This is a genomic window from Amycolatopsis arida, from assembly GCF_900115565.1.
In the GTDB taxonomy this organism is placed as follows: Bacteria; Actinomycetota; Actinomycetes; order Mycobacteriales; family Pseudonocardiaceae; genus Yuhushiella; species Yuhushiella arida.
Window position 1 is genome coordinate 361,466 of record NZ_FOWW01000002.1, and the last position, 20,009, is coordinate 381,474.

Genomic DNA, 20,009 nt, shown 5'->3' on the forward strand with positions numbered 1-20,009 from the left:
GGGCACCCCGCGGATCGCGGCCAGCGGAGGGGCCAGCTCCGCGGCCCTGCCGTCAGGCTCGAGGCCGTGCCCACCCGCACACGGTAGGCACCTCGAGCGGCCGGTCCGGTGCCCTGCGGGGGCGAGTCAGCCTCGGGGATCGCCGGTGAGCAGCTCCCGCAACCACGGCACCAGCGCGCGGTCGGCGGGCAGCCAGTCCACGGCGGGCACGTCGTCCCGCCGCAGCCACCGCACCGCCCGGTGCTCCACCGCCCGCGGCTCGGGAGCGGCGCCGCCGGCGTCGTCGAGCCGGGCGGCGAACACCCGCAGCACCGCGCCACCGGGCAGGGTCACGTCGGGGCCCACCCGCGCGCCGACCCACACGGCGACACCGAGCTCCTCCCGGCACTCCCGGCGCAGCGCGTCCACTTCGGACTCGCCGGGCTCCACCCCGCCACCGGGCAGCTCCCAGCGTCCCGCGGCCTCCTCCGGGTAAGCCCGCTGCTGCGCCAGCAACGTCCCACCCCGCACCACCGCCGCCCCCACGATCACCCGAGACCCCACGACCGCCCAACCTACCCGCCGTGTCCGCGCGTTGTGCACACGTGATCGCGTCGCACGACGCGGACACGACAGGCACTGCCGTGTCCGCGCGATGCGCCCACGTGACAGCGCCCTGCGACGCGGACACGTGTGCACAGACGGCGGACACAGCGGTTAGGTGGGGGCGGTGGGCCAGATGGCCTGGAAGCGGGCGCCGCCCTCGGGGGACTCGCCGACGGTGACCCGGCCGCCCCGCCGGCGCACGGCCTCGGCGACCATCGCCAGGCCGAGGCCGGTGCCGCCGGAGATGCGCGCCCGGTCGTCGCCCACCCGGTAGAACCGGTCGAACACCCGGTCGCGGTGCTCGGGCGCGACACCGGGCCCGTCGTCGTCCACCACCACCCGCGCCGTCGACCGGGAGGCCAGCACCGACACCACGATCTGCGACCCGGCATACCGGCACGCGTTGCGCAGCAGGTTGTTCAGCACGAGCTCCACCTCGCCCTGGGTGGCCCACGCCCACGCCCGCGGCACGGCACCGCTGACCCGCGCGGCGGGCGCGTCCGCCGGCAGCCGGGCCACCGCCGCGTGTGCCTCGGTGACCAGCTCGACCGGCTCGGCCGACGGCAGCTCCCCCGCGTCCGCCCGGGCCAGCGCGAGCAGCCCGTCGAGCAGGGCGGACAGCCGCTCGGCCTCGGCCAGGATGTCGGCGAGCGTCTCCTGCGCCAGCTCGGGGTCGGGGTTGGCCACGGCGACCTCGGCCTGCACCCGGATCGACGCGACCGGCGAGCGCAGCTCGTGCGCCGCGTCACCGGTGAACCGGCGCAGCCGCCCGCTCGCCTCCTCCTGCCGCGCGAGCAGCTGGTTGAACTCCACGGCCAGCTCGCGCAGCTCGTCCCGGGAGTCGGGCAGCGGCAGCCGCCGTCCCGGCGGCAGCCCGCGCACCGAGCGGCGCATCCGGTCCACCGGGCGCAGCGCCGAGCCCACGCCCAACCAGGTCGCCAGGGCCGCGACCAGCGCGCTCACCAGCGCCACCACGAGCAGCCAGTGGAAGCCGTCGGCGGTGGCCGCGGTGAAGCCGACCATCGGCGCGCCGGCCACCACCAGCCGTTGCGCGCCGTCGGGGGCGGACACCACGGTGCCCAGCCAGCGCCACGCCGGGCCGTCGGGCCGCTCGCTGCGTACCGCCAGCCCGGCCTTGACGGCGCTGACCTCCCGCGGGCCCAACCCGGTGGCCGGGCCGCCGTCCACCGGGGTGCCGGCGGTGTCCAGCACCCGCACCAGCGGCCCCTCCGGTCGCTGCCCGGCCGCCACTCGCGCGGCCGCCGGCACCACCGCCGCGCGCAGCTCCTCGTCCACCGACTGGATCAGCAGCGGGCCGAGCTGCCGGCCGCCGACCACGGCGAGCCCCACCAGGAACGCGAGCGTGATGGTGACCGCGATGGACGTGATCCGGAACCGCAGGCTGCGGCGCGGCCACCACCGGCCGAGGCGGGTCACCCCGGCCCGACCGACGCCAGGTAGCCGTGGCCGCGGACGGTGCGCACGATGTCACCCGCACCCACCGCGTCCAGCTTCCTGCGCACGTACCCGACGTAGACCTCGACGACGTTGCGGGTGGCGGCCTGCTCGTCACCCCACACGGCGCGCAGCAGCTCGTCCTTGGTCACCACGGTGCCGGCACGGCCGACCAGCACGTCCAGCAGCGCGAACTCGCGCGGGCTGAGCGGCACCGGCTCGTCCCGCCAGTGCACGGCGCGCCGCCCGCGGTCCACCACGAGGTCGCCGACGCGCAGAGTCGTCGTGCCCCGCGCGGACTCTCCCCTGCGCAGCACGGCCCGCACCTGCGCCACCAGCACCACGAACGAGAACGGCTTCACCAGGTAGCCGTCGGCGCCGAGGTCGAGACCGTCGGCCTGGTCGATCTCGCCGTCCTTGGCGGAGACCAGCAGCACCGGCGTCGTCACGCCCTCGGCGCGCAGTTGCTGCAGCACCCGGTAACCGGACAGCCCGGGCAGCATGATGTCCAGCAGCAGGACGTCGAACGACCCGGTCTGCGCCAGCCGCAGCGCGCTCGGCCCGTCGGCGGCGGTGACGACGTCCATGCCCTCGGCCCGCAGGCCGCGCTGCAGCGCCTTGCGCACGCCGGGCTCGTCGTCGACCACCAGAACTCGCGGTTGCACGGGTCTCAATATGCCTTCCCCGGCCTCCCGCCGCCCGTGCTCTCAGCGGACTCTCAGTCGCGGCGCCGCTCTCAGCACCATCTCAGGGCCCACGGCGCAGTGTTGGTGACGCAAGCCCCCGGTGCCGAAGGACACTGGTGCCGGGCCGACGCAGGGAGGGACAGACGTGAATCCGAAGAGGAGAGCCGCCGCGGTCGCGGTGGCCGGAACCGTGCTGGGCGCGGTCGGTCTGGGGGCCATCGCGTGGCCGGCGGGTGCGAAGGACGCCCCGGAGCTGCCCGCAGTGAGCGCCGAGGAGCTGGTCGAGTCGGTGCTGCGGGCCGAGCCGCCCGCGCTCACCGGCACGGTCGAGGTGGACGACGACCTCGGCATTCCGGCCGTGCCCGGGCTGTCCGAGCTCGACATCGACTCGGCCCAGGTGTTCACCGACGGCGAGGGTCGGGGCCGGGTCGCGCTGCGCCAGGACACCGGCGAGAAGACGATCGTGCACGACGGCACGACGCTGTGGCGGTACGACTCGACGGACAACTCCGTGGTGCGGACGGCACTGCCAGCCGGCGAGAAGGGCAAGGGACACCAGGCCGCGCGGGATGCCGACCCGACCGCGCTCGCCACCGACCTGCTGGGCCAGGTGCGGGAGAGCAGCACGGTCAGCGTCGACGGCACCGCCACGGTCGCCGACCGGGCCGCCTACGAGCTGGTCCTCACCCCGAAGCCGACCGAGCGCACGATGCTGCGCGAGGTGCGGGTGGCGGTGGACGCCGAGCGGCGGGTCCCGTTGCGGCTCTCGGTGCTGACCAACGGCACCACCGAGCCGGCGTTGCGGGTCGGGTTCACCGACGTCGAGTTCGGCCCACAGCCGGCCGAGTGGTTCACCTTCACCCCGCCGCCCGGCGCGACCGTCACCGAGGAGCAGGCCAACCGCGAGCACGGCGAGCGGCCCACCGGCGTCGAGCCGCGGCTGGTCGGCGAGGGCTGGGACACCGTCCTGGTCACCGAGCTGCCCGCGGCGGTGCCCGGCGGGACCGGCGAGACGGACGTGTCCGGCCTGGTGGCCCGGGTCGGTCGACCGGTCAGCGGGGCGTTCGGCACCGGCCACGTGGTGACCACGAAGGTCGGCGCCGCGCTGCTCACCAGCGACGGCCGGATCGCCGCCGGCGCCGTCCCGGAGCAGGTGCTGATGCAGGCGCTGGAGCAGCGGTGAGCACCGCGCTCGACGCCAGTGGCGTGGCCGTTCCCGCTACGGCGGGGGCGGCCACGCCCGCCCGGCTGGCCGCGCGGACCAGGGGGTTGCGCAAGGTGTACGGGAGCACGGTGGCGGTCGACGGCGTGGACCTGGACGTCCCGGAGGGGTCCGTCCTCGGGATGCTCGGCCCCAACGGCTCGGGCAAGACCACCACGATCCGCATGCTGCTCGGGCTGGTGCGCCCCACCGAGGGGGAGGCGCAGCTGCTCGGGCACACCATGCCCGACGAGGCCGGCAGGGCGTTGCCCGATGTCGGCGCGCTGGTGGAGGGTCCCGGCTTCCACCCGTTCCTGTCCGGCCGGGAGAATTTGCTGCGGCTGGCGGCGGCCGAGCCGCGGCTGTCCCGGGCGAAGATCGCCGGCGCGGTGCGGGACGCGCTGGAGCGGGTGGGGCTGACCGGCGCGGCCGGGCGGCGCTACCGCGGGTACTCCCTGGGCATGAAGCAGCGGCTCGGGCTGGCCGCGGCGTTGCTCGTGCCGCGCCGGATGGTGGTGCTGGACGAGCCGACCAACGGGCTCGACCCGGCCGGCACCCGGGAGGTCAGGGAGATCATCGCCGAGCTGCACTCCGCCGGGGTCACCGTGCTGGTGTCCTCGCACCTGCTGGCCGAGGTGGAGGCCACCTGCACGCACGTCGCCGTGCTGCACGGCGGCACCGTGGTGGCGCAGGGCGAGCTCGCCGAGCTGCTGGACTCCGGCAATCCGGCGCTGCTGGTGTCCACACCGGACGGCGCCGCCGCGGTGAACGCGTTGCGGGAGCGGCGGATCACCAGCCGACTCACCCCGGAGGGAGTGCGGGTGGACCTCACCGCCACCACGCCACCGGAGGTGCTGGAGACGCTGGTGCGGGCCGGCGTGGCGGTCCACGAGGCGAACCGGGCGCGCACCGGGCTCGAGGACCTGTTCGCCCGGCTCACCCAACCGGAGCCGGACAGCGTGCCCGAGGACGGGGAGGCGGGGGTATGAGCGTCGCGACGATGAACCAGGTGGAGGTCGAGGTCGCGCCGTCCCGCGCGCCGCTCGGCCGGCTGCTCGGTGCCGAGCTGCGCTGGATCTTCCGCCGACCGCGGACGCTGGCCGTGCTCGGAGTGCTCGCCGTGATCCCGGTCGCGGTCGGGATCGGGCTCACCCTGGTGGACTCGCCCGGCGCGGGTGCCGGAGACGGGGGCGAGGGCGCCGCGCTGCTGGCGGCGGTCGCCGCGAACGCGTTCGTGCTGCCGATCGCCACGCTCACGCTGACCCTGGGCCTGCTGCTGCCGCTCGCGGTGGCGATGGCCGGGGGCGACGCGCTGGCCGGTGAGTCCGCGCACAGCACGCTGCGTGGGTGGCTGCTCGCGCCGGTGAGCCGGGGGCGGTTGCTGGCCGTGAAGGCGTTCGGGGTGGTGGTGTTCGCGCTGGCGGCGGTGCTGGCGGTGGCCATGTCGGCGCTGCTCACCGGCCTGGCGATCAACGGCACGGACGCCTTGTTCACCCTCTCCGGCGGCGCGCTCGACTTCGGCTCGGCGCTGGCCCGGATCGGGCTGGCGGTGCTGTGGGTGACGCTGCAACTGGCCGCGGTCGGCGCGGTGGCGCTGGCGATCTCGGCGTGCACCGACCACCCGATGGTCGTGCTGGCGTCGGTGCTCGGCGGGGTGGTCGTGTTCACCCTGCTCGGCACGCTCGACGCGCTGAGCTGGCTGCACCCGTTCCTGCTGACCGAGTCGTGGCGGGAGACGCTGGCCGACGTCCTGCGCGACCCGATGCCGACCGGGTCGCTCACCGAGGGCGCGCTGCGGGCGGCCAGCTACGTCGTGATCGCCCTGTCGCTGGCCTACGCCAGGGTGGTCACGAAGGACGGCTGATCACCGCCACTCCCCCGGGGTCGAGGACGAGGCGCACCTCGTCCCCGGGGTGCGCCGTCGTGGCCGCCGGGGCGACGGCGTCCACCGTGTCCCCTGTGTCCAGGGCGTCCACGGTGCCGGGCGGGCTGGCCAGCCGCACCCGCAGCCGGGCGTGGTCGCGCCGGTGGGCCCGCGCCACCACCTCGCCCGGCACCCCGGTGCCGGCCAGCCGGAGCGCGGCGGGCCGCAGCCCGAGCCGGACCACCCCGTCCGGCCGCCCGGGCAGCGGAACCTCGCCGAGCGCGCACCGCGCCCGACCGCCGGCCACCCGCGCCTCGAGGATCGTGGTGACGCCGAGGAACCGGGCGACCCGGTCGTCGACCGGGTGGGTCCACACCTCGTGCACCCCGCCCACCTGGCGGATCCGCCCGGCGTCCAGGACGGCCACCCGGTCGGCGAGGGTGAACGCCTCCTCCTGGTCGTGGGTCACCAGCAGGGTGGTGACCTTGGCGGCACGCAGCAGCTCGGCGAGGTCGAGGGCGAGCTGCTCGCGCAGCTCGGCGTCGAGCCCGGACAGCGGCTCGTCGAGCAGCAGCAGGCGGGGGCGCGGGGCGAGCGCGCGGGCCAGTGCGACCCGCTGCGCCTCGCCGCCGGAGAGCTCGGTGACCCCGCGGTGCTCGTAGCCGCGCAGGCCCACGAGGTCGAGCAGCTCGGCGACCCTGGCCGCGCGGGCCTCCCGCGGGACGCCGTGCATCCGCGGCCCGAACGCGATGTTGCCGGCGACGTCGCGGTGCGGGAAGAGCTGGCCGTCCTGGAACACGAGGCCGAAGCCGCGCCGGTGCACGGGCACGCCGGAGAGGTCGGCGCCGTCCCAGCGCACCGCGCCCTCCGCGCCGGGCTCGAGGCCGGTGATCGCCCTGAGCAGGGTGGACTTGCCGGAGCCGGACGGGCCGAGCAGCGCGAGCACCTCCCCGTCGGCGATCTCCAACCGGGCGTCGGCCACGGCGGTGACCCGGCCGTAGCGGACGGTGAGCCCGTCGACGAGCAGCGCCATCTAGAACTCCCCCACCGAGCGCGCGCCGCGCAACCACTCGATGGCGACCACCACCAGCCCGGTGACCAGCATCAGCAGCACGCACGCGGCGTAGGCGAGCTGGGTGTTCAGCACGCCGGGCCGGCCGATCAGGGTCGCGATGGCCACCGGCAGGGTCGGCGCGTCCGGCCGGGCGAGGAAGCTGGTGGCGCCGAACTCGCCGAGCGCGACGACGTAGCCGAACGCGCCGGCCGCGACCAGCGAGCGCGCGGTGAGCGGCAGGTCGACCTCCCGCCACACCCGAAGCGGCCGGGCGCCGAGCGTCGCGGCGGCCTGGCGGAGCCGCTCGTCCACCGAGCGCAGCACGGGCAGCACGATCCGCACCACCAGCGGGATGATGACCAGCGCCTGGGCGAACGGGACCAGCAGCGGCGAGGTGCGCAGGTCGCCGGGCAGCGCGTCGAGGGTGACGAGGTAGCCGAAGCCGACGGTGACCGCGGAGACGCCGAGCGGCAGCATCAGCACGGCGTCCATCGTCTCGCCCATGCCGTGGGCGGCCCGGCCGGGCGCGCGGCGCAGCGCCACCAGCACCACCGCGGCGAGCACGCCGACGGTCATCGCCAGCAGGGTCGCGTCGGTGGCGGTGCGCAGCGAGGTGAGCACGGCGTCCCACCCGGACACCGCGAGCGTGCCGTCGTGGCCGTGGCCGGCCAGCGCCCGGAAGCCGGCGAGGCTCCACCCGTCCGGGGTGGACAGCGACCGGTGGACCAGCGCCAGGATCGGGGTGAGCAGCAGGGCGAGCACGGCGAACGCGGCGCCCACCACCCACCACTCGGGGCCCTCGGGGCGGCGTGCGGTCTCGGTGCCGGCCCGCAGCCGGAGCACGCCCTCCCGGCGGCGGCGGGCCACCGCGCCGGCGGCGAGCGCGGCGACCACGGCGGTGAGTTGCACCAGCGACAGGGCCGCCGCGCCGGGGAGGTCGAGCAGCTGCACCGTGCGCAGGTAGATCTCGGTCTCCAGGGTGCGGTAGCGGGCGCCGCCGAGCATCAGCACCACGCCGAAGCTGGTGGCGCAGAACAGGAACACCACGGCGGCCGACGAGGCGATCGCCGGGGCCAGCGCGGGCAGGGTGACCGCGCGGAAGGCCCGCCACCGGGACGCGCCGAGCGCCCTGGCGGCGTCCTCGAGGCGGCGGTCGAGGTGGGTCCACAACCCGCCGACCGTACGCGCCACCACGGCGACGTTGAAGAAGGCGTTGGCCAGCACGATCGAGGCCACGCCACCGCCCGGCCACAGCGCGCGGAAGGCGAGGCCGACCACCACCGTCGGCAGCACGAACGGCAGCAGGACGAACACCCGGATCGCGGCGAGGCCGGGGAGTCTCGCCCTGGCCAGCAGGAACGCCACCGGCAGGCCGGCCAGCAGGGCCACCGTGGTGGCCGCGGCGGCCTGGCCGACGGTGAAGGCGGCGAGCTGCCAGGTCCGCGCCTCGGCGAGCGTCTCGGCGACGCCGCCGGCGGAGAAGCCGAGGCCGAGGATCGCCAGCACCGGCCAGGCGAAGAAGACGGCGACGAAGCCCAGCGGCAGCAGGGCCAGCAACGCCGGGACGGTGGCCCCGCCGGCCGGCGCGGCGCTCAGCCGAGCAGGGCGCGCCACTGATCGATCCACCGCTCCCGGTTGGCCTGGACCTGCTCGCTCGGCAGCGACCTCGGGTCCTCTGGCAGCGGGGCGACCTCGGCCCAGCCGGCGGGCAGCTCGACGCCCTGCCGGGTCGGGTAGACGTACATGTTCGGCGCGACGGTGGCCTGGAACTCCTGGGAGAGCAGGAAGTCGACGACCCTGCCGGCGGCGTCCTGGCGAGGGCCGCCGGCGAGCACGCCGGCGTACTCGACCTGGCGGTAGCAGGTGTCGAGCAGGGCCTCGGTGCGCGGGGTGCCGTCCTGGCCGAGCTCGGCGGCCGGGGAGGAGGCGTAGGAGACCACGATCGGGCGCGGGCCCTCGCCGGAGGAGCCGGAGAACTCCTGGGTGTAGGCCTCCTCCCAGCCGCTGACCACCTCGACGCCGTTGTCCTTCAACCGGGTCCAGTAGTCCTGCCAGCCGTCCTCGCCGAACTCGGCGACGGTGCCGAGGAGGAAGGCGAGGCCGGGTGAGGAGGTGGCGGGGTGCTGCACCACGAGGAGGTCGCGGTAGGTGGGGTCGGCGAGGTCGGCGTAGGTCCGCGGCTCGGGGACGTTCCGCTCGGCGAACCAGGTCAGGTCGATGTTGACGCAGACGTCGCCGACGTCCACCGCGGACAGGCGGTGCTGCGGGTCGATGGCGTAGCGCTGGGGGCCGCGGTCGGCCTCGGGGCTGGTGTAGGGGACGAAGACGCCCTCGGCGAGGGCGCGGGAGGCGAAAGTGGAGTCGACGCCGTAGGCGACGTCGGCGATGGGGTTGGCCTTGGTGAGGACCAGCTTGTTGGTCAGCTCGCCGGCGTCGCCCTCCTTGCGGACCTCGATGCGGATGCCGGAGCGCTGGGCGAAGGCGTCGAGCACCTCCTGCGGGGCGACCCAGGAGTTGTGGGTGGCCAGAGTGACCGTGGTCGGGCCGCCCTCGCCGCGGTCGTCGCCGGCGAAGAGGGTGCAGGCGGTGCTGAGGGCGGCGGCGGTGCCCAGTGCGGCGGCCGCGCGGAGACCCCTGTGCTTCATGACGCTCCTTGTTCCCGCCGGAAGGGAGGTCACGGCCTCCCTGCGCCGGCATGATCCGGATCAGGTGCGAACGGTCGCGGGCCGGCTGCCCGCCTCTCAGCCCGGCCGGGCCGGACTCCCGTGGCAGGGCTGCAGCGTACCGGCTGCCGTACGACCATGGTGGTATGGCGGAACTACTCAACGACGAAGAGATCGGCAAGGCGCTCGGCCACCTGCCGGAGTGGCGGCGAGTCGACGGGGCGCTGGAGCGGGCGGTCGAGCTGCCCGACTTCCCCACGGCGATCCAGGTGGTGAACCGCGTGGCGGAGATCGCGGAGAGCGAGAACCACCATCCGGACATCGACATCCGCTGGCGCACGCTGACGTTCCGGCTGAGCACCCACTCGGCGGGCGGCATCACCGCGAAGGACGTGTCACTGGCCACCGAGATCAACGGGGTGGTCGCCGCGGTGTGAGGGAGGGTGCGAGCGAACCCTTCGGCACAGTCCTGGCCAACCCCGCCGAGGAGGGGGAGTACCGCGGGCGCTCTCACCCTTCCGGTGTGATCTCGGCGACGGCGGCAACGTTCGGCCGGTGCTCGTGCGTTCCTCGAGCGGAGTCGTTCGAGGGAGGGAGCGCACCATGAGCCTTGCCGCCGGTGTTCCGGAGTCGGGTGTTCGGGACTCCAGGTCCGGAGCCGTTCCCCCACCCGCACCCGTGTCGGGATCGGGGCCGGGGACGTCGCCTGCACCATCATGGCCCATGTCGTGCGAGCGCCCGCGTCCGGCCGGCAGGCCTTCCGGGCTCCCCGCCCGCGGCGCCGCCACCGTCTCGGGCACGACGAGTTCCGGCCCGGGCACGCCCGCGTCCGCACCCCGGCTGCCCAGCTCGTTCCGCCACCCCCACCCGACCGGCATGCCCTACGGGCCACCCACCCACCGCACCATCACGGGCATGGAGGACACCGGCCCGGGCGCGCGGGCGTCCGCATCCCGGCCGGCCAGCTCGTTCCACCATCCCCGCTCGGCCGGCGGGGTGCACGGAGCACCACTCGCCCGCCACGCCACTCCCCAACCGGCGCCCGGCACCGTCCAGGTCAGCCGCACTCTGCCGGCCGGGTGGGACGGCAGTTCCCGCTGGCCGTCCAGCGCCAAGCCCGTGTCACCCACATGGGCAGGTTTCTCCGCTGTCCCCCTCGAGCCCCTCACGCCCCTCACGCCCCTCAGGCCCCTCACGCCCAGTGGCGCGCGGCTTCTCGGCGGTTCACCCGCGCCCGCCGGCCCGCCTGTCGCCGCCGGCTCGCGGGCGTCGTCGGGTTCCACCTACCTCACCGGGCTGGTCCCGCGCGCACGTCAGTGGCTTCAGGGGCTTCGGTCCGTGCTGCCGCGCCGTGGCCGGCCCGGTTTGGTGGTCGCGTTGCTGTCCGCGCTCGGGGTGGTGGTCGCCGTCCTGCTCGGCGTGGGGGTGATGTCGGCCGCCACCGCACCGGACCCGGCCGCCGCCGCGGTGCACGCGGGAGAGGTGGCGGCCGCCGCGGAGTCGGTGGGCGAGCCCCAGCGGCGCGCCGCACCGGCCGGTACCGGCGAGCTCCAGGCCGTGCTGGTCGGCGCCGTCGCGTTCCTGATGATGGTCGGCATCGCCGGCGGGGTGCTCTGGTTCACCGCCCGCAACCGCGACCTCCTCGGCGACGGCTGACCCCGCGCCTCCCGCCCCCATCCGGCACGCGCTCCGCGCGAGGAGCGAGGTCGTGTCGCGTTCCACGGGCTGCTCGCCGAGCAGGGCTCACCGCGGGACGGCCTCGGGCGCGCCGAACACGCGAACCGGAACTCCGTCAGCGGCCGTACGGATCGGGGCCGAAGAGGACGGCGGCGAGGGTCTTGTCGTCGTGGCGCTTGGGACGGGGCAGGGCCTGCCCGGTGGGGTCGCCGTGGGCTTCCCAGGTGTCGCACTGACGCAGGGCGTCCGCGAGGTCGGTGGCGTCGGCGTGGGCGAGCACGGTCCAGTCGTCCAGGCCCAGGTAGTCCATCGTGTTGTAGGCGCCGTCGGTCGCGAGGACGGCCCACGGGGCCTCCCGCACGGGGCGGCGGGTCAGGATGGCGTGCTCGGCGGCGGCGGGATCGGCTTCGGCGATCCAGTAGCCGCCGGGCCGGTTGCGGCGCTCGGCCTGCTGGACCTGCTGCTCGCGGACCGTGGCCTGGTGCTCCTCGTCGTAGCCGTGGCCGTCCGCGAGACGCTCCCGGTACCTCCGCCGGGGCGGGAGGTCGAGCTGGTCCATCCGGTCGTCGGTGAGGACCTCGTCGGGCAGGACGACCAGGTTGTCACCGAGGATGAGGACGTCCACGTCGTCGTCGCGCTGCCGGACGATGGTCACCGTGCTGGAGGGCGAGTCGCCCGGGGACAGGCCCAGCACGGTGGCGGTGTGGGCGATGCCGTCGGCGAGCACGTCGCGGAGCCCGCGGTCGGGACCGGCGTTGAGCAGGTCGCGCAACCGCTTCCCGAGCACGTCGGCGTAGGTGGCCGCGGGGACCGGCACGGGCAGGAACGCGGACGCGCCGTCCAGCACGATCACCGCGTCGCCGGTGGTGAACACCCTGTCGTCGCTGTCGTCGCTGTCGTCGCCGCCGTCGCCGCCGTCGCCGCCGGGAAGCTGCGCGGTGGCCACTCGCATCGCATCACCAAACGCTCGGGGCGGCAGCGACCGCCGCGATCAGGTCGAACGAGCCAGGGTCACACGTTGAAGCGGAACTCGACCACGTCGCCGTCGGCCATGACGTAGTCCTTGCCCTCCATCCGCACCTTGCCGGCGGCCCTGGCGGCGGCCATCGAGCCGGCCTCGACCAGATCGTCGAAGGAGACCACCTCGGCCTTGATGAAGCCGCGCTCGAAGTCGCTGTGGATGACGCCGGCGGCCTGGGGCGCGGTGGCACCCTTCGGGATGGTCCAGGCCCTGGCCTCCTTCGGCCCCGCGGTGAGGTAGGTCTGCAGCCCGAGGGTGTGGAACCCGGCGCGGGTCAGCGCGTAGAGGCCGGGCTCCTCCTGCCCGACCGACTCCAGCAGCTCCCGCACCGACTCCTCGTCGTCCAGCTCGAGCAGCTCGGCCTCGACCTTCGCGTCGAGGAACACCGCGTCGGCCGGGGCGACCAGCTCGGTCAGCTCCGCGCGCCGGTCCTTGTCGGTGAGCACGCCCTCGTCCGCGTTGAACACGTACAGGAACGGCTTGGTGGTGAGCAGGTTCAGCTCCCGCAGCGCCGGCAGGTCGACCTCGCCCTGCGCGGCGAACAGGGTCCGGCCGGAGTCCAAAATCGCCTTGGCGTGCTGCGCGTTCTCCAGCGCGGGCCGGTGCTCCTTCCTGGTCCGCGCCTCCTTCTCCAGCCGAGGCAGCGCCTTCTCCAACGTCTGCAGGTCGGCGAGGATCAGCTCGGTGTTGATCGTCTCGATGTCGGACAGGGGGTCGATCTTGCCCTCGACGTGCACCACGTCCGGATCGTCGAACACCCGGATCACCTGGCAGATCGCGTTCGCCTCGCGGATGTTGGCGAGGAACTTGTTCCCGAGGCCCGCCCCCTCGGAGGCACCCTTCACGATCCCCGCGATGTCCACGAAGGACACCACGGCGGGCACGACCTTCGCCGAGTCGAAGATCTCGGCGAGCTTGCCCAGCCGCGGGTCGGGCAGCGGTACCACCCCGACGTTCGGCTCGATGGTCGCGAACGGGTAGTTCGCGGCGAGCGCGTCGTTACGGGTCAGTGCGTTGAACAGGGTGGACTTGCCGACGTTGGGCAGGCCGACGATGCCGAGGGTGAGACTCACGGACCGGCAGTCTACGTGCCGGGCACTCGCCCCCGGTCAGCCGCCGTAGCCGCCGTCGCCCCCGTCACCGCCGTCCTCGTTGTCGCCGCCGTCCTGCTGGTTGCCGTCCTCCTGCTGGGTTCCGCCGTCCTCGCCACCACCGGGCGAGGTGTCGTCGCAGGCTCCGGTGAACCCGAGCACACCGGCCGCCGCGACGGTGGCCGCGAGCACCCGCAGGGAACGCTTCCGCACCGAGGTCCTCATGCCCCGAGACACTACCGGTGGCACTCGCGGCCCGCAGCGTGAACCGGCCGGCCACCGTGGCCCACGCTCGTGTCGGATTTCCGCCAGTCGGGTGGTGTCGCCGCTGGCAGGATGGGCCCCATGGCGATGAGCCCCACTGCCCGACCCACCACCGTTCGCCCGAGTGCGACGGCCCACCGGATCGTCGGAGCGACCGAACGGCACGGCGTCTGGCGCGACACCGAGCGCTGCTACCGGGCCGTCATGTCCCGGGACTCGCGCTTCGACGGCCAGTTCATCACGGCCGTGCGCACCACCGGCATCTACTGCCGGCCGTCCTGCCCCGCCTTGACCCCGAAGGCGGAGAACGTGCGGTTCTTCCCCACCTCGGCCGCCGCGCAGGCGTCCGGTTACCGCGCGTGTCGGCGCTGCCTCCCCGACGCCGTGCCGGGGTCTCCGGAGTGGAACGTACGCGCCGACCTGGCCGCCAGGGCGATGCGGCTGATCTCCGACGGCGTCGTGGAGCGCGAGGGCGTGCCCGGGCTGGCCCAGCGGCTCGGCTACTCGGAGCGACAGCTGGGCCGGGTACTCACCGCGGAGCTCGGCGCCGGACCGCTCGCGCTGGCCCGCGCGCACCGGGCGCATTCGGCCAGGCTGCTCATCGAGATGTCCGAGCTGCCGCTCACCGACGTCGCGTTCGCCGCTGGCTTCTCCAGCGTCCGCCAGTTCAACGACACGATCCGCGAGGTCTTCGCCACCACGCCGTCGCGGCTGCGCGCCGCCGCGACGGCCGCGCGCCGGCGCGCTGGACCGCCGGCCGCCGCGGCCAGCACCGGCACCCGGCTCACCCTGCGGCTCCCGTTCCGCGCGCCGTTCGACGCCGCCGGCGCCCTCCGGTTCCTGGCCGAGCGAGCGGTGCCCGGGGTCGAGCACGTCTCGGCCCAGAGCGACACGGCTGAGGGCACCACAGCTCACGGCACCGCGCCTCCCGACACCGCGTCTCTCGACACCGCGGTGAGCTACGCACGCACTCTCCGGCTGCCGCACGGCACCGGCGTCGTGCGACTCACCCCCGCGGACGGCCACGTGCGCTGCGACCTGCGGCTGCACGACGTGCGTGACCTGGGCAGCGCCGTCGCCAGGGTGCGCCGGCTGCTCGACCTCGACGCCGACCCGGTCGCGATCATCGCGACGCTGCGCACCGACCCGGCCCTCGCGCCACTCGTGACGACCACCCCGGGCATCCGGGTACCCGGCGCCGTGGACGGTCCCGAGCTGGTGTTGCGGGCGATGCTCGGCCAGCAGGTGTCGGTGGCGGCCGCCCGGACCGCGATCGCCCGGCTCGCCGCCGAGCTGGGCGAGCGGCTGCCGCCCGGCGACGAGGACGATCCCGACCTCCTGTTCCCCACCCCGGCGGCGGTCGCCGAGCACGCCGGCGAGCTGCTCCGCGGTCCACGACGCAGGGTCGAGGCGATCCGCGCCGTCGCGGGGCTGCTCGCCGGGGGCGAGCTCGACGTGCACGTCGGCCGGGACGCCGACGAGCTGCGGGCGGAGCTGCTCGCGGCGCCGGGCATCGGCCCGTGGACCGCCGACTACGTGCTCATGCGGGTGCTCGGCGCGCCGGACGTGCTGCTGGCCGGCGACCTGGCACTGCGCCGTGGTGCGGCGGCAGTGGGCATCACCTCCGATCAACTCGGCCCGCGAGCGCAGGCCTGGCGGCCGTGGCGCTCCTATGCGGGCAGGTACCTCTGGTGCGCGAGCGCCGGAGCCGACTCGACGGGAAGAACAGCATGAACCTCGTACACTGGTCCACGATGGACACTCCGATCGGCCCGTTCACCGCCGTGCTGGCCGGAGACGGCGCCGTGCTGGCGTCCGGTTGGACGGCGGAGCTCGACCAGCTCACTCCCCAGATCGCGCCGTCGCTGGCGGCGACGACGTACCGCCGGGTGGGCGACCTCGGCCCGGTGAGCGTCGCGGTGCGCCGGTACCACGCCGGTGAGCTCGACGCGGTCGACGACGTCCCGGTCCGTCAACGCTCCGGAGAGTTCCTCCAGCGGGCGTGGGAGGTGCTCCGGACGGTCCCCGCGGGCGAGCCGGTGACCTACACGTCCTTCGCCGAGCTGGCCGGTCGCCCGGCGGCGGTGCGTGCCGCGGCCGCGGCCTGCGCGCGCAACGCGGCCGCGCTGTTCGTGCCCTGTCATCGCGTCGTGCGGGTGGGCGGGGCGCTGGGCGGCTTCCGCTGGGGTCTGGACGTCAAGCGCTGGTTGCTCGACCACGAGGCTCGGTCGACCGGAGCGGCGGCGTGAGCGGAGCGATCCAGGCCCCCGGCACGTCGGAACGCACCGGTTCCGGGGGGGCGGGCCGCGGGCCGTCCGGACGGTCATGCCGTCACCGCCAGGGTGGAGCCGGTACGCGACTTGCGCACCCGCAGTCGGGTCGGGATGCGCTGCCGCAGCTCCTCGACGTGCGAGACCAGCCCGACGATCCGGCCCCCGGCGCGCAGTTCGTCGAGCACGTTCATCACGGTGTCCAGCGTCTCGGCGTCGAGCGTGCCGAACCCCTCGTCGATGAACAGCGTGTCCAGCAGCGTCCCGCCGGTCTCCGCGGCCACGACGTCGGCGAGCCCGAGCGCCAGCGCGAGCGAGGCGAGGAACGACTCGCCGCCGGAGAGGGTCTTGGCGGGGCGGACCGCGCCCGAGTAGTCGTCCAGGACGTCGAGGCCGAGCCCACCGCGGGTGCCGCGGGCTCCCGCCGCGTCGGAGTGCACGAAGGAGTACCGACCCATGCTCATCGTGCGCAGCCGGGCCGTGGCGGCGACCGCCACCTCCTCCAACCGTGCCGCGAGCACGTACGAGCGCAGTGACATCCGCCGGCTGTTCTGGCCTCGCCCGTTGACCACGTCGGTGAGTGCGTCGAGCTCGGCGAACTCCTCCTCGGCCGGCCGTAGCTCGGCCACGGCCGCGGTGAACCGCTCGGCCAGCTCGCCCAGGTCCCGCTCCCGGCGGGCGGCGGCGTGCAGCGTGGCCACCGCGGCCTCGGCCTCGGCGCGCAGCCGCGCGTGCTCCTGCCGCGCCGACTCGACGTCCACCCCGGTGTCCGGCGAGACCTCGGCCAGGTCCGGCTCGGCCAGGGTGGCCCGAGCGGCGGCCTCGGCGGCGTTGGCGTCGGCGAGGGCCCGCTCCAACTCGGCGGCGGCGGTGGCGTCGAGCGCGGCGGCCCGCGCGGACTCCACCTCGGAGAAGCCAGCCCGGTCGAGGGCCTCGGTCACGGCGGCCCGGCACTCGGCGAGCCGGTCCTCGGCGGCGGCGCGCGCGGTGCGTGCCTCGGCGAGCTCCTCCAGCGCCCGAACCACGGCGAGCAGGTGGTCGCGACGCTCGGCGACGTCAGCGTGCTCGCCGCGGGCGGCGTCCAGCCGGCGTGCCCGGTCCTCGACCCGCTCGGCCAGCGCGGTGCGCTCGGCCTCGGCGGAGGCGACGGCGCGCTCGGCGTCGGCCCGTTGCGCGGTCAGCTCCTCGACCTCCGCCTCGGCCGCGCGCAGCGACTGGTCGAGTCGCGCCCTCCGCTCCGCGCGTTCGGCCAGCCGGTCGATCTCCGCCCGCAGCTCGGCTGCGGTCTCGGCGAGCTCATCGGGGGTTCGGCCGCCCAGGCGTTCCCGCAGGGTGGCGAGCGCGGCGTCGGCCCGGTGCCGGGCGGCGACGGCCTGCTGCCGCCGCTCGTCCGCGGCCCGCTCGCGCTCCGCGACCGCGCGCTCCTCCGCCTCCCCGACCGAGCCGGACGCGGCGGTGGCGGGGGCAGGGTGCTCGGCGCCGCCGCACACCGGGCACGGGGTGCCCGGGCTCAGCCGCGCGGCCAGCTCGGCGGCCATCCCGGCGAGCCGCCGCTCGCGGAGGTCGAGCAGCCGTTCCCGGGCGAGCTGGTGTGCCTCGACCGCCGCCCGCTCGGCGTCGGCGGCCCGGTCGGCGGCGAGTCGCAGCTCGGGCTCCGTGCGCGAGTCGGCCAGCAGCGCGGCCGTCTCCCGTTCCCGGGTGCGCAGGGGCTCCAGTCGCGCCGCGGCGTCGGCGGTCTCGTCCCGCTCGGTTCGCAGGTGGCGAATCCGTTCGGGGATGCCACGCAGCTTCTCCCCCAGCGCCTCCGCCTCGGTGGTGGCGTAGGTGGCACTCTCCGCGAGTCGCTCCAGCCGGACGCGGTCCCGCCGCTGTTGCTCGGCCTCCGCGACCAGCCCGGCCAGCGCGCCGGCCTCCTCCCGCAGCTCGCCCGCGCGCGCCCGCAGGTCCACGGCGAGTGCGTCGACCTCGGACACGCCGGCCGCGACCGCGGCGCGGCGGCATTTCGTCTCGATGGCCAGGGCCTGGCGTACCCGATCGGCCTGCCGGTCGGCCTCGGCCGCCACGCCGGTGACGGTCTCGGCGCGGCGCCCCGCGGCCAGCCGGGCGGCCCACTCGCCCCGCGCTTCGGCCTGCTCGGCGAGCGTGGCGAGTTGGGCGTGCGCGGCGCGGACCCGTCGCACCCGCTCGGCCAGGGTGCGGCGCCGCTCCAGCTCCCGCTCGGCGTGCTCGGCCGCGGTGCGGGCTCGACGCTCGTCCTCCCGAGCCTCGGCGACGGCGCTGGCGGCCCCTCTCCGGAGCTCGGCCACCCACTCGGTGCCGGCGTCCTCGGGTAATTCCTCCCCGGCCGCCTGGGCCAGCCGAGCCCGCCACTCGCGGACCGCCTGCCGCGCCTGGTCCAGCTCGCGGCCGCGGGCCGTGCGCCGTTCCCGGAACCAGCGCTCGACATCGGCGAACCGCCGGGTGCCGAACAGCCGTTCCAGCAATTGCTCCCGTTCGGTGGTCTCGGCGCGCAGGAAGCGGGCGAACTCGCCCTGGGGCAGCAGCACCACCTGGAAGAACTGGTCGGCGCTCATCCCGACGAGCCGCTGCACGGTGCGGGACACCTCGTCGACGCGGGTGAGGCCGTCGGCCGCGGTGCCGTGCGGCGCGGGCCCCAGCCAGCTCAGCGACGCCTTGGCCGGCTGCGTCGTGGTGCCCTCGCCGCGGCGCTTCGGCCGCTGGTACTCCGGGCTGCGCACGACCCGCAGCCGGTGGCCCTGCACGGTGAGCTCGAGCGCGACCTCGGTGGCGACGTGGGCCTCGGCCAGGTCGCAGCGCAGGCGCTTCACCTGGCCGCGCGCCCCCGGCACCGCCCCGAACAGCGCGAACGCCACCGCGTCGAGCAGCGTCGTCTTGCCCGCGCCGGTGTCACCGTGCATCAGGAACAGCCCGTCCGCGCCGAGCAGGTCGAAGTCCACGACCTCGCGCCCCGCGTACGGACCGAACGCCTGGACCTCGAGCCGGTGCAGCCTCATCTCAGCTCCCTGTCCTGCTCGGGATCGGCCTTGCCGGCTGCCGTGAGCGCCGCCGCCAGCAACGCCTCCTCCCTCCGGTTCGGCGCCGCGCCCCGGCAGTCGGCGAGGAAGCTCGCCGCGATCTCCGCGTCCGAGCGCCCGCGGACAGCCTCGGCGTAGCGCAGCACGGTCGGCGTGCCGCCCTCCGGCTGCCAGTCGAGGTGCACGGTGTGCGGGAAGCGTTCGCGCAGCCGCCGCATCGCGTCCACCGGGCGCACCCGGTCGGTGAGGGTGACCGACAGGTAGCAGTCGGCGAGGTCGTCGTGCTCGGGCGAGGTCAGCAGGTTCGCGAGGGCCCCGCTGACGGTGGCCAGGCGCCGGGGCACGGGCAGTTCGTGCCGCCGGACGTCGGCCAGCCCGGTGTCGTCGAGGTCGACCAACCACACGGACTTGCGGTGCACCGCCTCCGCGAAGGAGTACGCCAACGGGCTGCCGGCGTAGCGGAGGTGGTCGGCGAGCCGCTGCGGGCCGTGCAGGTGGCCGAGCGCGACATAGTCGACTCCGTCGAACACGCTGCCGGGCACCTGTTCGACGCCGCCGACGGAGATGGTGCGTTCGGAGTCGCTGGGTGTGCCTCCGGTGACGAAGGCGTGGGCGAGCACCACCGACCGCGTTCCCCGGGGCTGGTCGGCGAGGTCGGCGCGGATCCTGCGCATGGCCTCGGTGAGCACACCGGTGTGCCCTCTCGCGTCGGGCGCGCCGAGCGCGTGTCGGGCGGGATCCGGCTCCAGGTAGGGAATGCCGTAGACGGCCACGGGCCCGTGCCGGTCGGCGAGCAGCACGGGGTCGGCCAGCCGGGCCACCGACGTGCGCAGGTGGAGGCCGCCGGCGGCGGCGAAGTCGGCGAACGCGCCCAGTCGGGCGGCCGAGTCGTGGTTGCCGGAGGTGATGACGAGCGTGGCGCCGGCGGCCCGGAGCGCGGCCAGCGCGTCGGTGGCCACCCGGACGGCCTCGGCTGAGGGCACCGCGCGGTCGTAGATGTCACCGGAGACGAGCACGACGTCCACCGCCTCGTCGACCACCAGGTCGGCGAGGTGCGCCAGCACGGACGCCTGCTCGGCCAGCAGGTCCGTGCCGTGGAACGTCCGTCCGACGTGCCAGTCGGAGGTGTGCAGGAGCCTCACG

Annotated in this window: 19 protein-coding genes and 1 riboswitch; of the genes, 7 read left to right on the forward strand and 12 right to left on the reverse strand. The window is 75.4% G+C overall.

Translation table 11 applies throughout. The features are described 5' to 3' along the window. Positions 1-126: 126 nt before the first annotated feature. The 3 genes from BM051_RS06515 to BM051_RS06525 all read right to left on the reverse strand — a co-directional run bounded on the left by BM051_RS06515 (position 127) and on the right by BM051_RS06525 (position 2,705). Entirely contained in the window at positions 127-543 is a 417-nt protein-coding gene (locus tag BM051_RS06515; RefSeq protein WP_092529124.1) for a (deoxy)nucleoside triphosphate pyrophosphohydrolase, read from the reverse strand. A gap of 153 nt (positions 544-696) precedes the next feature. Then, positions 697-2,022 (reverse strand): sensor histidine kinase, encoded by a 1,326-nt coding sequence (locus tag BM051_RS06520; protein WP_092529125.1) that lies wholly within the window; start codon positions 2,020-2,022, stop codon positions 697-699. After that, complete coding sequence (locus tag BM051_RS06525) at positions 2,019-2,705, reverse strand: response regulator transcription factor (RefSeq protein WP_092529126.1); 687 nt, start codon at positions 2,703-2,705, stop codon at positions 2,019-2,021. The genes BM051_RS06520 and BM051_RS06525 overlap by 4 nt, the downstream gene beginning before the upstream one ends. 166 nt (positions 2,706-2,871) lie before the next feature. Here BM051_RS06525 and BM051_RS06530 point away from each other — a divergent pair, with 166 nt between their 5' ends. From BM051_RS06530 to BM051_RS06540, 3 genes are read left to right on the forward strand one after another with little or no spacing between them, the layout of a single operon-like run. Next, positions 2,872-3,909 carry a LolA family protein gene (locus tag BM051_RS06530; RefSeq protein WP_092529127.1) on the forward strand — a complete coding sequence of 346 codons (1,038 nt, stop codon included), beginning with the start codon at positions 2,872-2,874 and terminating at the stop codon, positions 3,907-3,909. Beyond that, entirely contained in the window at positions 3,906-4,916 is a 1,011-nt protein-coding gene (locus BM051_RS06535; RefSeq protein WP_092529128.1) for an ABC transporter ATP-binding protein, read from the forward strand. Before BM051_RS06530 ends, BM051_RS06535 begins: the two co-directional genes overlap by 4 nt. Continuing rightward, on the forward strand, positions 4,913-5,791 hold the full coding sequence (locus tag BM051_RS06540; protein WP_243859193.1) for an ABC transporter permease subunit: 879 nt from the start codon (positions 4,913-4,915) through the stop codon (positions 5,789-5,791). The genes BM051_RS06535 and BM051_RS06540 overlap by 4 nt, the downstream gene beginning before the upstream one ends. Here BM051_RS06540 and BM051_RS06545 read toward each other — a convergent pair. Genes BM051_RS06545 through BM051_RS06555 form a run of 3 tightly spaced genes read right to left on the reverse strand, consistent with a single transcriptional unit; the run spans position 5,775 to position 9,490 of the window. Further along, positions 5,775-6,824 carry an ABC transporter ATP-binding protein gene (locus BM051_RS06545; protein ID WP_092529129.1) on the reverse strand — a complete coding sequence of 350 codons (1,050 nt, stop codon included), beginning with the start codon at positions 6,822-6,824 and terminating at the stop codon, positions 5,775-5,777. The two genes, BM051_RS06540 and BM051_RS06545, sit on opposite strands and share 17 nt — an antisense overlap. Further along, entirely contained in the window at positions 6,825-8,393 is a 1,569-nt protein-coding gene (locus BM051_RS06550) for an ABC transporter permease (RefSeq protein WP_092529633.1), read from the reverse strand. A gap of 44 nt (positions 8,394-8,437) precedes the next feature. Then, on the reverse strand, positions 8,438-9,490 hold the full coding sequence (locus BM051_RS06555) for a thiamine ABC transporter substrate-binding protein (RefSeq protein ID WP_092529130.1): 1,053 nt from the start codon (positions 9,488-9,490) through the stop codon (positions 8,438-8,440). A 20-nt stretch (positions 9,491-9,510) separates the two neighbouring features. After that, a riboswitch (TPP riboswitch) is annotated at positions 9,511-9,622 on the reverse strand. Between the two features lie 32 nt (positions 9,623-9,654). Here BM051_RS06555 and BM051_RS06560 point away from each other — a divergent pair. Then, positions 9,655-9,945: a 4a-hydroxytetrahydrobiopterin dehydratase gene (locus tag BM051_RS06560; RefSeq protein WP_092529131.1), complete on the forward strand. Its 291-nt coding sequence runs from the start codon at positions 9,655-9,657 to the stop codon at positions 9,943-9,945. Between the two features lie 444 nt (positions 9,946-10,389). Here the strand turns inward: BM051_RS06560 and BM051_RS06565 are convergent, their stop codons facing one another. Next, positions 10,390-10,638, reverse strand: a complete 249-nt coding sequence (locus BM051_RS06565) for a hypothetical protein (RefSeq protein WP_092529132.1) — start codon at positions 10,636-10,638, stop codon at positions 10,390-10,392. Positions 10,639-10,846: 208 nt separating this feature from the next. Here BM051_RS06565 and BM051_RS06570 point away from each other — a divergent pair, with 208 nt between their 5' ends. Further along, the gene (locus tag BM051_RS06570) at positions 10,847-11,164 is read left to right on the forward strand and encodes a hypothetical protein (protein ID WP_134045860.1); all 318 of its coding nucleotides are present in this window, start codon (positions 10,847-10,849) and stop codon (positions 11,162-11,164) included. 136 nt (positions 11,165-11,300) lie between these two features. Here BM051_RS06570 and BM051_RS06575 read toward each other — a convergent pair whose 3' ends face one another. The 3 genes from BM051_RS06575 to BM051_RS06585 are packed head-to-tail and all read right to left on the reverse strand — an operon-like array spanning position 11,301 to position 13,522. Then, on the reverse strand, positions 11,301-12,137 hold the full coding sequence (locus BM051_RS06575) for a hypothetical protein (RefSeq protein ID WP_092529134.1): 837 nt from the start codon (positions 12,135-12,137) through the stop codon (positions 11,301-11,303). Between the two features lie 59 nt (positions 12,138-12,196). Further along, positions 12,197-13,279 (reverse strand): redox-regulated ATPase YchF, encoded by a 1,083-nt coding sequence (gene ychF, locus BM051_RS06580; protein WP_092529135.1) that lies wholly within the window; start codon positions 13,277-13,279, stop codon positions 12,197-12,199. Positions 13,280-13,315: 36 nt separating this feature from the next. Further along, complete coding sequence (locus tag BM051_RS06585) at positions 13,316-13,522, reverse strand: hypothetical protein (protein ID WP_134045862.1); 207 nt, start codon at positions 13,520-13,522, stop codon at positions 13,316-13,318. Positions 13,523-13,765: 243 nt separating this feature from the next. Here BM051_RS06585 and BM051_RS06590 point away from each other — a divergent pair, with 243 nt between their 5' ends. Both BM051_RS06590 and BM051_RS06595 read left to right on the forward strand, forming a co-directional pair. Then, positions 13,766-15,295 (forward strand): AlkA N-terminal domain-containing protein, encoded by a 1,530-nt coding sequence (locus BM051_RS06590; RefSeq protein ID WP_243859194.1) that lies wholly within the window; start codon positions 13,766-13,768, stop codon positions 15,293-15,295. Next, entirely contained in the window at positions 15,292-15,810 is a 519-nt protein-coding gene (locus tag BM051_RS06595) for a methylated-DNA--[protein]-cysteine S-methyltransferase (protein WP_092529635.1), read from the forward strand. Before BM051_RS06590 ends, BM051_RS06595 begins: the two co-directional genes overlap by 4 nt. Before the next feature lie 74 nt (positions 15,811-15,884). On the opposite strand, the gene BM051_RS06600 is transcribed toward BM051_RS06595, so the two are convergent. Both BM051_RS06600 and BM051_RS06605 read right to left on the reverse strand, forming a co-directional pair. Then, positions 15,885-18,845 (reverse strand): AAA family ATPase, encoded by a 2,961-nt coding sequence (locus tag BM051_RS06600; RefSeq protein WP_092529137.1) that lies wholly within the window; start codon positions 18,843-18,845, stop codon positions 15,885-15,887. Beyond that, positions 18,842-20,008 (reverse strand): exonuclease SbcCD subunit D, encoded by a 1,167-nt coding sequence (locus BM051_RS06605; RefSeq protein ID WP_166677557.1) that lies wholly within the window; start codon positions 20,006-20,008, stop codon positions 18,842-18,844. The genes BM051_RS06600 and BM051_RS06605 overlap by 4 nt, the downstream gene beginning before the upstream one ends. Position 20,009: the final 1 nt, after the last annotated feature.